The sequence below is a fragment of the Streptomyces paludis genome (assembly GCF_003344965.1).
GTDB lineage: Bacteria > Actinomycetota > Actinomycetes > Streptomycetales > Streptomycetaceae > Streptomyces > Streptomyces paludis.
Map to the genome: position 1 here is coordinate 3489656 of NZ_CP031194.1, position 12190 is coordinate 3501845.

12 protein-coding genes are annotated in these 12190 nt (G+C 70.3%); 5 read left to right on the forward strand and 7 right to left on the reverse strand.

The window, feature by feature from the left end; genetic code table 11:
* Positions 1 to 114: 114 nt before the first annotated feature.
* Positions 115 to 1959 carry a phosphomethylpyrimidine synthase ThiC gene (gene thiC / locus DVK44_RS15310; protein WP_114660179.1) on the reverse strand — a complete coding sequence of 615 codons (1845 nt, stop codon included), beginning with the start codon at positions 1957 to 1959 and terminating at the stop codon, positions 115 to 117.
* 208 nt (positions 1960 to 2167) lie between these two features.
* Between thiC and DVK44_RS15315 the strand changes: the two genes are divergently transcribed.
* A complete protein-coding gene (locus tag DVK44_RS15315; protein WP_114660180.1) occupies positions 2168 to 3688 on the forward strand; it encodes a YibE/F family protein in 1521 nt (506 codons plus the stop codon).
* A 51-nt stretch (positions 3689 to 3739) separates the two neighbouring features.
* Here the strand turns inward: DVK44_RS15315 and DVK44_RS15320 are convergent, their stop codons facing one another.
* The 4 genes from DVK44_RS15320 to DVK44_RS15335 form a co-directional block, all read right to left on the reverse strand.
* A complete protein-coding gene (locus tag DVK44_RS15320; RefSeq protein ID WP_114660181.1) occupies positions 3740 to 4174 on the reverse strand; it encodes an SsgA family sporulation/cell division regulator in 435 nt (144 codons plus the stop codon).
* A gap of 103 nt (positions 4175 to 4277) precedes the next feature.
* Entirely contained in the window at positions 4278 to 5060 is a 783-nt protein-coding gene (locus DVK44_RS15325; RefSeq protein ID WP_114660182.1) for an IclR family transcriptional regulator, read from the reverse strand.
* A gap of 301 nt (positions 5061 to 5361) precedes the next feature.
* The gene (locus DVK44_RS15330; protein WP_114660183.1) at positions 5362 to 5583 is read right to left on the reverse strand and encodes a DUF5326 family protein; all 222 of its coding nucleotides are present in this window, start codon (positions 5581 to 5583) and stop codon (positions 5362 to 5364) included.
* A gap of 167 nt (positions 5584 to 5750) precedes the next feature.
* A complete protein-coding gene (locus tag DVK44_RS15335) occupies positions 5751 to 6068 on the reverse strand; it encodes a cupin domain-containing protein (protein ID WP_114660184.1) in 318 nt (105 codons plus the stop codon).
* Between the two features lie 15 nt (positions 6069 to 6083).
* Here DVK44_RS15335 and DVK44_RS15340 point away from each other — a divergent pair, with 15 nt between their 5' ends.
* The 4 genes from DVK44_RS15340 (at position 6084) to DVK44_RS15355 (ending at position 9221) form a co-directional block, all read left to right on the forward strand.
* Positions 6084 to 6461: a phage holin family protein gene (locus DVK44_RS15340; protein ID WP_114660185.1), complete on the forward strand. Its 378-nt coding sequence runs from the start codon at positions 6084 to 6086 to the stop codon at positions 6459 to 6461.
* Positions 6454 to 7590, forward strand: a complete 1137-nt coding sequence (locus DVK44_RS15345; protein WP_114660186.1) for a cystathionine gamma-lyase — start codon at positions 6454 to 6456, stop codon at positions 7588 to 7590. The genes DVK44_RS15340 and DVK44_RS15345 overlap by 8 nt, the downstream gene beginning before the upstream one ends.
* Before the next feature lie 205 nt (positions 7591 to 7795).
* Positions 7796 to 8689, forward strand: a complete 894-nt coding sequence (locus DVK44_RS15350) for a LysR family transcriptional regulator (protein ID WP_114660187.1) — start codon at positions 7796 to 7798, stop codon at positions 8687 to 8689.
* A 52-nt stretch (positions 8690 to 8741) separates the two neighbouring features.
* Positions 8742 to 9221, forward strand: coding sequence for an NUDIX domain-containing protein (locus DVK44_RS15355; RefSeq protein ID WP_114660188.1), 480 nt, complete (start codon positions 8742 to 8744; stop codon positions 9219 to 9221).
* Between the two features lie 27 nt (positions 9222 to 9248).
* Here DVK44_RS15355 and DVK44_RS15360 read toward each other — a convergent pair whose 3' ends face one another.
* On the reverse strand, positions 9249 to 11132 hold the full coding sequence (locus DVK44_RS15360; RefSeq protein ID WP_114665152.1) for a globin domain-containing protein: 1884 nt from the start codon (positions 11130 to 11132) through the stop codon (positions 9249 to 9251).
* Between the two features lie 318 nt (positions 11133 to 11450).
* On the reverse strand, positions 11451 to 12092 hold the full coding sequence (locus DVK44_RS15365; protein WP_114665153.1) for an HAD family hydrolase: 642 nt from the start codon (positions 12090 to 12092) through the stop codon (positions 11451 to 11453).
* Between the last annotated feature and the right edge of the window lie 98 nt (positions 12093 to 12190).

Genomic DNA, 12190 nt, shown 5'->3' on the forward strand with positions numbered 1-12190 from the left:
CCACGGGACCCGGCCCAGCCCGACTCGGCCCGCCCGACCAGAGCCCGGAGCGCCCCCGGACTCCGGCCGCGGCCCGCCCGTCATGGCATCGGCATCGGCCGGTCGGTCAGTGGATCAGTCGGCCAGCGGAAGATAGACGCGGTTGCCCGCCGCGGCGAACTCCCTGGACTTCTCGGCCATCCCCGCCTCGATGCCGGCTTCGATGCCCGCCTCGGTATCGGCCCCGGTCTCCGCGCCGATCTCCGCGCCGTGCCGGCGCCTGATGTCCTGTGAGATCTTCATCGAGCAGAACTTCGGGCCGCACATCGAGCAGAAGTGCGCCGTCTTCGCCGGCTCCGCCGGCAGCGTCTCGTCGTGGAACTCCCGTGCCGTGTCCGGGTCCAGAGCCAGATTGAACTGGTCCTCCCAGCGGAACTCGAACCGGGCGTCCGACAGTGCGTCGTCCCACTCCTGCGCCCCCGGATGCCCCTTGGCGAGATCCGCCGCATGCGCCGCGATCTTGTACGTGATGACGCCCGTCTTGACGTCGTCGCGGTCCGGCAGCCCGAGATGCTCCTTCGGGGTGACGTAGCAGAGCATCGCGGTGCCCCACCAGGCGATCATCGCCGCGCCGATCCCGGAGGTGATGTGGTCGTACGCCGGGGCCACATCCGTGGTCAGCGGGCCGAGCGTGTAGAACGGGGCCTCCTCGCAGATCTCCTGCTGGAGGTCGATGTTCTCCTTGATCTTGTGCATGGGGACATGGCCGGGCCCCTCGATCATCGTCTGGACACCCAGCCGCTTGGCGGTCGAGTTCAGCTCGCCCAGGGTGCGCAACTCGGCGAACTGCGCCTCGTCGTTGGCGTCCGCGATGGACCCCGGCCGCAGCCCGTCGCCCAGCGAGTACGTCACGTCGTACGCCGCGAGGATCTCGCACAGCTCCTCGAAGTTCTCGTACAGGAACGACTCCTTGTGGTGCGCGAGGCACCACGCGGCCATGATCGAGCCGCCGCGCGAGACGATGCCGGTCTTGCGACGGGCCGTCAGCGGTACGTAGCGCAGCAGCACTCCGGCGTGCACCGTCATGTAGTCGACGCCCTGCTCGGCCTGCTCGACCACGGTGTCCCGGTAGATGTCCCAGGTCAGCTCCTCGGCCTTGCCGTCGACCTTTTCGAGCGCCTGGTAGAGCGGGACGGTGCCGATGGGGACGGGGGAGTTGCGCAGCACCCACTCACGGGTGGTGTGGATGTTGCGGCCGGTGGAGAGGTCCATGACCGTGTCCGCGCCCCAGCGGGTCGCCCATGTCATCTTGTCCACCTCCTCCTCGATGGAGGAGGTGACCGCGGAGTTGCCGATGTTGGCGTTGACCTTCACCAGGAAACGCTTGCCGATGATCATCGGCTCGATCTCCGGGTGGTTGACGTTGGCCGGCAGTACGGCGCGGCCCGCCGCGATCTCCTCACGGACGGTCTCCGGGGAGACGTTCTCGCGGATCGCGACATACTCCATCTCCGGTGTGATCTCCCCGCGGCGGGCATAGGAGAGCTGGGTGACCGGCTGCCCGTCCCGGCTCCGGCGCGGACGGCGCGGGCGGCCGGGGAAGACCGCGTCGAGCCCGCGCAGATCGGCGGTACCGCTCCGCAGGGTTCCCCCGCGCGGGGCGGTGTGCTTGAGTCCGTCGTCCTCGGGGCGGACCGGCCGCCCCTCGTACTCCTCGGTGTCGCCGCGCGCGATGATCCAGTTGGCCCGGAAAGGCGCGAGACCGCGGCGTACATCGGTCTCGACGGTGGGGTCGGTGTACGGGCCCGACGTGTCGTACAGCGTCACGTCCTCGCCGTTGGTGAGGTGCACCTGACGGACCGGCACCCGGAGATCGGGGCGTGAGCCCTCGATGTATCCCTTGTGCCAGCCGATGGACTTCCCGGCCTCGTTCGGATTCCCCGAATCGGAGGCAGGCGTGCGTGCGTCCTGAACGGTCATGAGACCTACTCCCTACGCCGGCATTACCCGGTAACAGGTTCAGCGGTCGGCGCAGCTCAGGAACTCGGGGAACAGTCCCCGGGTCTCCGCTGTCAGCGCCCTCTCAGCCCGGTGCTCCGAGCTCCCGCGTGTGCAAAGGTGTCCCCACGCTAGCGTCATTTCCGGCGTGCTGAACAGAGTGCCCCCCGCTTCTTGCGATGATCTGGCGGTGACCTCACCCCAGCAGACTCACGATCCGCACGGCCACGCGCATGGCCACTCCCACAGCCATGGGCCCGCCGCACCGGTCTCGCAGCACCTCCGTAAGGTCATCGCGGCGGTGCTGATCCCGTTCGCGACCGCGGTGGTCGTCGGGCTCGCGGTGCTCTGGCCGGGTGGCGCCCCGGCGCACGAGCGCACCGGTGTCGGCTTCGACCGGCAGACCGTGCAGGGGAAGGTGGTCCAGCTCGAAAGCATCGACTGCAAGGACGTGAACGCCTCTCAGATCCCGTCGACGGGCGACACCTCCACCCCGCAGGGGCGGGAGGCGGTGCAGGGGGAGACCGGGAAGTGCAAGAAGGCCACGATCCAGCTGGAGAGCGGCAAGGAGAAGGGGCGGACGTTCATCGAGATCGTCCAGCCGGACGCCCCCCGGCAGTTTCACGTGAAACAGGGCGTCGTGGTCGCGTACGCCCCCGACGCGCCGCGTGATCTCCAGTACTCGGTGACCGATGTGGACCGCCGGTTCCCCATGACGCTGCTGGCCGCGATCTTCGCGCTCGTGGTGATCGCGGTGGGGCGGATGCGCGGGGTGATGGCGCTGGTCGCGCTCATCATCTCCTTCGCCATTCTGACGCTGTTCATCCTGCCGGCGATCCTTCAGGGGTCGAACCCGTTGGTCGTGGCGGTGGTGGGGGCCAGCGCGATCATGCTGATCGCGCTGTACGCGTGCCACGGGCTGACGGCCCGGACCTCGGTCGCGGTGCTCGGCACCCTGATCTCGCTGCTGCTGATCGGGCTGCTGGGCTCGCTCTTCATCGGCTGGGCGAGTCTGACCGGCAACACCGACGACAGCACAGGTCTGATCCACGGTCTCTATCCGGAGATCGATATGAGCGGTCTGCTGCTGGCCGGTGTCATCATCGGTTCGCTCGGTGTCCTCGACGATGTGACGGTGACCCAGACCTCGGCGGTCTGGGAGCTGCGTCAGGCGGATCCGACGATGGGGCCGCGCGATCTGTACAAGGCGGGCATCCGGATCGGCCGCGACCACATCGCGTCGGTGGTCAACACACTGGTGCTCGCCTACGCGGGCGCCGCGCTGCCGCTGCTGCTGCTCTTCTCGATCGCGCAGTCGAGCGTGGGCTCGGTCGCCAACAGCGAACTGGTCGCGGAGGAGATCGTACGGACGCTGGTGGGCTCGATCGGGCTGGTCGCCTCCGTCCCGGTCACAACGGCGCTGGCGGCGCTCGTGGTCTCCGCCGACCGCCCGGCCCCGGGGAACCCGCCCCGGCCGGCCTCCGCGCCGGGTACGGCGGGCCCAGGAGGCCCGGGTGGCCCGGGAACGCCTGCACCGGGCGCGCCGGAAGCCCCGGGGGCGGCTCAGGCCGGTACGGCGGGCGCCGGGACCGGCGGGTGGGACGGCCCGGCGGGCGCCACGCCCGTGGGGCCCGAGGAGACGCTCTCGACGCCGCTGCCGGGCTCCTCGGCGCGCGGTCTCGGCGGCCGGGGCCGCCGCCGCAAGAAGTAGCCCCGTACCGCATCACCCGCACGGCTCTGCCCGGCCGGCGTCCGGCCCGGGTCAGCCGGCGTTCTCCTCGGCGAGGATACGGCCGAGCGCCTGCTCCAGATTGCCCTCGAAGTCGCTGAGGGCGCACTCCTGGCCGAGCGGGACCAACCGGTCCGTACGGTCGAGGAAGGCCACCAGCGGGGCGGCGCTGACCCGGAAGAGCGCGTGGTCGTCGCCCACCTGGAGCCGCATATGGACATCGGAGAGATCGTCGGGCGTGGTCGGCGAGATATGCACATCGCCGTCCCCGCTGGGGGTGTTGATGCCGTCGAGCAGCAGTTCGCGACCGAACGTCCAGGTGACGGGGGCGTCGCCGGGCAGATGAAAGGTCATCCGTACCGCGTAGGGGTCCCTCACCTCGTAGTGAAGTTCCACCGGGATACGGAACGAGAGCTCCTCGGAGACGAGGAAGCTCATCAGGACCTCGGCCTGGACCGACTCGCGCATCGTGATTCTCCGGAGTAGATGAAGCAGTGGCTGGGAATGATCCCCATGGACCCTCTTGACGCCATCGTGCTGTAAGCGCTAGCAGATCACAAGGAGTAATTTTTCAGATACTGATAGAGAAGGCCAGGGAGGTCAGGAGCGTGCCGATCTCTCTCCGTAACCATTCGACGGCCGGCAGCAGTCGCGCCTCTTGGTCGAGTGGTAGAGAAATGGCCAATGCGGCGGCGGTGGATCCGGCGGTGACGGGCACCGCGGCGCTGACGGTGCCGAGCGCGTACTCCTGCCGTTCGACGACCGGCTCCATCCGTCCCAGGGAGCCCAGCCGCGCCAGCAGAGCGGCTCCGTCCGGCAGGGAGTAGGGGGTGCGCGGGCGGACCGGGTGGCGGTCGAGATGATCGCGCCGCGCCGCGGGACCGAGCTGGCTCAGCAGACAGTGGCCGATCGCGTGGGCATGCGCCGTCTCGCGGAAGTCGGCCCCGTCGTCGACCGCGGGCGCCGCGGGGCTGTCGGCGACGGCGACCAGGCAGATCTCGCCCTCGTGGTAGACCGCGAAGTACACGGGGGCTCGGACGGTGTCGCGCCAGTGGCCGAGCGAATCGGCGATCCCGTTGCCGCGGTGCGGGCCGCGACCGCCGAGCGCCTCGCCGCACGCGAGCCGTCCCACGGCGTCGCTCAGGACGAAGACCCCCCGCTCGCGGCGGAGATAGCCCTCGTAGGTCAGCGTCCGCAGCAGGTGATAGGCGGTGGGCAGCGACACCCCGGCCTCACGCGCCAGCTGTTTGGCCGTGGCCCCGTCCGGATGGGAACCCACCGCTTCCAGCAGTCTCAGCGCCCGTCGCACCGAACCGATCAGGGTGGGGACTGCGGTGGATGTAGCTGTGGCCAAAGGTCACCCCCAGGCGTGCCGACGGGCAGATGCCCGCCCGCGGGGGCCGCCCCCGCGCGCCCGCCGCACCCCTGAGGAAACCGGGGCCCGGCATCCGGAGAACCGGAGGCGGACCCGAGATTCCGTGAGACCCCGCCCGGAAAGATCGCACAAACCCATGGTCATGGCGATCGCTGAGGGTGTTTTCCCAGGGTGCGGCAGCGGTTTGCCACTCTAGGGGCAGGTGGCGGCCCGGGATGGTTTCCCGTTCACCTTTCCCTCTCGCGGGCTAACCGTCATACGGGCCTACGGGACGACAGCCCTACCAGTCGCCGCGCGAGGACGAGGAGGACGACATGAACTTGCGCACGACATAGATCAGCCCGCCGACCAGCGCCACGAAGACCAGCACCTTGAAGAGCAGGCTGATCACGAACGTCAGCACGCTGGCGATCAGCCCGCCGAACACGACGATGGCGATCACGGGCACCGCGATCCACTTCACCCACCACGGCATCCCCGTGAATATCTCCTGAACCGCCATCGCTCCTACCTCGCTTCACCGAGTGCCAGTGGAATCTCCTTACGCCTTCGATGCTAGAACGCGCGTGCCGCCGGTGGGGGCTCCGCGATCCCCCGCTCTTCCCTGATCCGACCCTGAGGACCGACTGAGGGTCGGAGGCCGGAACACTCAGGGAAACCGGCCCGGCGTCAGCCCTCGGGAGGGGAGAACACGACCATGACCCGCAGATCCTCCGAGATGTGGTGGAACTTGTGCGGCGTCCCCGCCGGCACGTACACCACGCTGCCCCGCGCCACCTGAGTCGTCTCCATCCCGACCGTGATCGAGGCCCGCCCGCTCATCACGAGATACACCTCGTCCTGCGCGTGCGGCCGCTGCGGGTCGGTGGTCCCCGCGTCCAGCGCGTACAGGCCCACGGACATGTTGCGTTCGCGCACGAACTGCAGATACGCGCCGTCGTTGGCGGCTCGCTCCGCCTCCAGCTCATCCAGTCGGAATGCCTTCATGCCACGATCAGACACATGAAGAATTTCCTAGTCAAGACGATCGCCAACGCCGCTGCCCTGGCAGTGGCGGTCTGGCTCATCCAGAACATCACGCTCACCGGCGACAGCACCGGCAAAAAGGCCCTGACCCTGGTCCTCGTCGCGCTGCTCTTCGGCGTGGTCAACTTTGTCGTCAAGCCCGTTGTGAAGCTGCTGACCCTGCCCCTGTTCGTCCTCACCCTCGGCCTGTTCACGCTGGTGATCAACGCCTTGATGCTGCTGCTGACCTCATGGCTCGCGGACAAGCTGGACCTGAGCTTCCATGTCGAGGGCTTCTGGACCGCGGTGCTCGGCGGCCTGATCATCTCCGTGGTCTCCTGGGCCATGAACGTCGTGCTTCCCGACAATGACTGATCCCCGCGCGGACGTCGGCGACGGCACCCGGGCCGTCCGGGCCGGACTGCCCGACCCCGTCCCCTACGAACCGACCCTGCCGGGACCCGTCTTCGCCGCCCACTTCCATCTGCCGGGCGAGCCGACGGGCCCGTACACCTACGGCCGCGACGAGAACCCGACCTGGACCCATCTCGAACGCGCCATCAGCGAGCTGGAGGCGCCGGGGCGGACCGTCGAGACCGTCACCTTCGCCTCCGGGATGGCCGCGATCTCCGCGGTGCTCTTCTCCCAGCTGTCGGCCGGCGAGACCGTCGTCCTGCCCGACGACGGCTACCAGGCCCTGCCGCTGCTGCGCGAACGGCTCGAGGCGTACGGCGTGACGGTACGGACCGCGCCGACCGGCGGCGACGCCCAGCTGCGTGTGCTGGACGGGGCCCGGCTGCTGTGGATCGAGACCCCGTCCAACCCCGGGCTCGACGTCTGCGACGTACGCCGGCTGGTGCGCGCGGCGCACGACGCGGGCGCCCTCGTCGCCGTCGACAACACCCTCGCCACCCCGCTCGGCCAGCGGCCGCTGGAGCTGGGCGCGGACTTCTCCGTCGCCAGCGACACCAAGGGCATGACCGGCCACGGGGACATCCTCCTCGGCCATGTGACCAGCGCCGATCCGCTGCTCACGGCAGGCGTGCGGCGCTGGCGCAAGGTCGTCGGCGCCATCCCCGGCCCCATGGAGGCATGGCTCGCGCACCGCTCCCTGGCCACGCTCCAGCTCCGTGTCGACCGGCAGTGCGCGACCGCGCTGGAGCTGGCCCGGGCACTGGAGAAGCACGGCGCGGTGACCGGGCTGCGCTACCCCGGACTGCCCGGCGATCCCTCGCACGCCGTCGCCTCGGGGCAGATGCGGCGCTTCGGCTCCGTCGTCTCGTTCGTCCTGCCCGACCGGGACCGGGCCGAACGCTTCCTCGGCGCGCTGCGGCTGGTGGACGACGCGACGAGCTTCGGCGGCGTACGGTCCACCGCCGAGCGGCGCGGACGGTGGGGCGGCGACGCCGTGCCGGAGGGCTTCATCCGGTTCTCCGTCGGGGCGGAGGACCCCGAGGACATCGTCGCGGACGTCCTGCGCGCCCTGGACGAGACGGCCGGCTGACCCGGGGACCGCACGAACGGACGGTCCGAGCCTCCCCCCTCATGGCTCGGACCGTCCCAGGTTCCACGCGCGGAGAACCATTTGCCCAAGGCTAGTTGACTCTGCGTCAGTGTCCAATCACAGTAGCGACAGCGACCTATCGACTTATTTATAGTTGACGGTCCGGAGTTACCGCGGGGGCGAGGCGGAAAGAGGAGAGCAGGACATGGACCTGGCCCTGCTGCGTACGTTCGTCACCGTGCACCGCGCCGGCTCCTTCACCCGCGCCGCCGCGCTGCTGGGCCTCTCCCAGCCCGCGGTCACCGGCCAGATCCGCACCCTGGAACGCCAGCTCGGCCGCCCGCTCTTCCTGCGCCAGGCCCGCGGCGTGACCCCCACGACGATCGGCGACGAACTCGCGCACCGCGCCGCTCCCCATCTCGACGCGCTCGTCGAGATCGCCGAGACCGGCCTCGACGAGGCGTCCGGCGTCCGCACCCTCCATCTGGCCGGACCGCCCGAATTCACCTCCCTGCGCGCGCTCCCCGCCCTCACCCCGCTCACCGCCGAGGGCCTCGCCCTGCGCACCTCGTTCTTCACGAACACCGAGGAGACCCTGGAGGGCCTGGCCGCCGGGCACCACGATCTGGCCATCACCACAGCCCGCCCGCGCGGCGGACTCCTCACCGCGACTCCGCTCTGCGACGAGGAGCATGTGCTGATCGCCGCGCCCCGCTGGGCCGCCCGGCTCGGCCACACCGTGCTCCGCGAGGGGCAGGTGGTGCTGGAGCAGCTGCCCGTCGTCGAGGTGCACGAGTCCCTGCCCCTCGTCTCGCGCTACTGGGCCGCCGTCTTCGACTCCCGGCCGGCCACCGCGGGCACCGTGATCGTCCCCGATCTGCGGGCCGTCCTGGAGTGCGCCGCCGCCGGGGCCGGGCTCGCCGTGCTTCCCCGCTATCTGTGCGAAGCGGCGCTCGAACGCGGCGAGGTGGTCGCGCTCCTCGACCCGCCCGTGCCCCCGCTGCGCACCTATTTCCTCGTCGTACGCACCGGCACCCTCGCCCTCACCCCCATCGCACGCGCGCACGAGTGGCTGCTGCGCGCCGCCGTCGGCTGGTGACCACGGTGTCCCGGAACGTTTCAGACGGCGTGTCGCGGGCGAACCTCTTCCCATGACCGAACGGCCCGTGGTCAAGCGCACCGCACGCGCCATCCTGCTGGACGGCGCTGACCTGATCCTGATCAAACGCACCAAACCCGGAGTGGATCCGTACTGGCTCACCCCCGGCGGCGGGGTGGAGAGAAGCGACGCCACCGTCGTCGACGCGCTCCACCGCGAGATCGACGAGGAGCTGGGCGCCAAGATCATTGATGTCGTGCCCTGCTTCGTCGACACCATCGAGCACATCGCGGACGGCGGTGTCACCGGCGTGAAGGTGCAGCACTTCTTCGTCTGCCGGCTGGAGTCGATGGATCTCTCCCGGCGGCACGGCCCCGAGATCGACGAGCCGCACGGGGAGTACGAGATCGTCCGGGTGCCGTTCAGCCGCGTCGGCATCGCCGCCGTCCATCTCGTACCCCTGTCACTGCGGCACTACCTGGACGGCAATATCGAGGGCGTACGCGCGATGCACGCCCCCGACCTGGGCTGACACACCCCCTGGGGGAGGGACCGGGTGCTAGCTGGCCGCGGCCATCAGCTGCTCCAGGGAGTCGTGCCGGATCCGCTCCGACGGGATACCGACCCCCCGCAGCGCGTCCAGACCGCTGCGGATCAGCCCGGGCGGGCCGGACAGATACCCGTCGTACTCATGCCACGGGCCGTAGTCGCGCACCGCCTCCGGAAGCCGCCCCGTCAGCCCCTGGCTGGGCCCCTCGGCGACCACCGGCCGTACCGCCAGCCACGGATGCTCGCTCTGGAGCCGCAGCATCGTCTCGATGTCGTACAGATCCTGGTCGCTGCGCGCGCCGTAGAAGACTTCGACCCGGCGCCGGTGGCCGTGCTCGGCCACATCCTCGATGAGCGCCTTGATCGGTGCGATCCCGGTGCCGCCGCCCAGGCAGAGCAGGCCGTTGTCCGTGCTGTGGTCGACGGTCATCGAACCGGCCGGCGGTCCGAGCCGCAGCACATCGCCGACGGCGGCCTTGTTGACCAGCGCGTTCGAGACCCAGCCGGCCGGGACCGCCTTGACGTGGAAGGACAGCAGACCGTCCGGCCGGGGCGCCGAGGCGAAGGAGTAGTGCCGCCAGACCCGGGGCCACCAGGACGTCTCCAGGCTGGTGTACTGCCCGGCGCGGAACGGGTACGGCTGGTCCGGACGGACCGTGACGATGGCGATGTCCGACGTACGGCGCTCGTGCGCGACCACCTCGGCCTGCCACCAGGCGGGAGCGTGCGCCTCGTCCTCGGCCGCCGCGTCGATCATGATCTGCGAGATCGTGGTGTACGTCCTGACCCAGGCGCCCTCGGTGTCCTCGTCCCAGATGTCGGCTGCGTAGCGGGACAGCGCGCCCAGCAGCGCCTCACCGACGGCCGGGTAGTGCGTCGCCTGCGTACCGTACTTGCGGTGCCCGCGGCCCAACTGGCGCAGATAGCCCGTGAGTACGGCCGGGGAGTCCATGTGCTCCGCCGCGGTCAGCAGCGCCTTGAGCAGCCTGTCGCGCTGCGCGTCCATCGCCACGGGGAAGAGGCTCCGCAGATCCGGGTGCCGGACGAAGAGCAGTGAGTAGAAGTACGAGGTGACCTGGTCGGCGACGGGACCGATCACGGCGAGCGTACGGCGCACCAGAACGGCGTCGGGGGAGGCGTTCGGGTCGATGTCCGCGGCGGCGGCCGGCGGCTCCCCGGCCGGAGCGTCGACCAGAACCTCGGGCGGAGCCTCGGCCTCGGCCTGGACCTCGGGCGGCAGCGCGGCCGGCACCGGCGCCTCGGGCGGCAGAGCCGCGGACCCGCCACCGGGCGGGGCACCGGCGGACGGCCCGGGATCGGCCTCGTGCGGTACGGGATGGGGCCGTACGGCGTCGGGCGGCAGCACCCCGGGCGCCGCGGCGGGCGACGGCGGCGCGTCGGCGGACAGGGCGGCGGAGGCGTCGACGGACCGCGCGGCAGCCGGCCCGGCCTCCGCCGGAAGCGGCTCACCGCCGCTCTCCACCGCGGCGCTGGTCCCCTCGGAGACCTCCGGGTGCGCGACCGGCCCCTCGCCGCTCTGGGGCCCCTTGGCGCGCGGCTGGAAAGCATCGGGAACACCCTCCGTGGCAGCCGGGGGCCAAGGACCGGCGGCCGAGGGGCGCTCCTGCCCTTCGGCACCCTCGCGCGGCGGCGGGGGTGCGGGACGGGTCCCGCCCGAGCCCACCGGGCGTATGGAGGCAAGCGAGCGGCCCGGAACGGGTATTCGCCCCCGTCCCGCCGCCTCGGCCCCCTCTGCCGTCCCGGAATCCGGTCGGCCGCCGCCGGCTCCCGGGGTCTTGCGGGGAGCGAACCAGCCGCCTCCCGGGCCGTCCCCGGGGGTGCCACCGTCTCCGGAAGAACCGTTGTCGGCCGACGTGGTGGTCGGAGCGTCCATGGTCTGCCTCGCCTCGAACATCTTTCAGTCGGTCTGCGTACATCCGCTGGCCCGGAATACGCTGATGAATCCCCCGCTCCGATCGGAACTGCCGGCAGCCGGTGTCAACCCCCGCCGTACCCCGAGTCGGGACACGAGGCCAGGGAACACGACATGGCCCGCAGTACCTGCCGTCGCAGCATGACAGGCCCCGCCGCCGCACGGGACAAAGAGCGCGAAGTCCGGCCATCCGTACCGGATTTACCGTTAGGCTGCATTGCTCCCGTCTTCATCCGGTGGATTCCGACCACGTTTCCCGCGGCATCACGGGTCAGAGTATTACTGCTGGAGGCGCGCCAGTTCATAGACCTCACGCAGATCGCCCCCTGTGTACATGTGCGTTGCCAGTCCCGACAGATGGTGATCCGCGTTCACCGCAACCGACCTGGGCACCACGGCGAAGATCTCCGCATCGGACATGGAATCACCATAGGCAACGCAGTCGTCCATCCTCACCCCGAACTCCGCACACAGGCTGTTCGCGATCTTCACTTTGGCGGCCGGGGTGAGAATGCCGGTCCGGTCGACCGGATCCGTGAAAGGCAGCGCGGGCCAGCGTGAGCCATGCGCGGCATGCGCGCCCCAGTCCAGCAGCCGCGACACAAAGAAATCGGGCGAGAGGGAGATAACGGCGCAGTAATCCCCACGCGCCCGAATGTCCGCCCAAACCTCCCGGATGCCGGTCATCCACGGAGCGCCCTCGAAAGCGGCCGTCACCTGCTCCGCCGTGAGTTCGGTCCACAACTCCCGGGCCCTGACGGCGAAATCGCCCGGCTCCAGCCCTTGGGACAGGAACTCCCGCTCCAGCTCGGCGATTTCGGCGCTCAGCCCCAACTGCCGGGAAATCTCCACCGCGGCCGCCGACCCCCGGATGAGGGTCCCGTCGAGATCGAAGAGATGAAGTCTGCGCAGGGTAGCCATGTGCACCGAGGCTAGTACCCCTCGTGGGGATCGCGCCGGGCTCGCGTGCCCCGGCACCGCGCCTCGCGGCTCCCGACCCACCGGACGGCCGCCGTGTT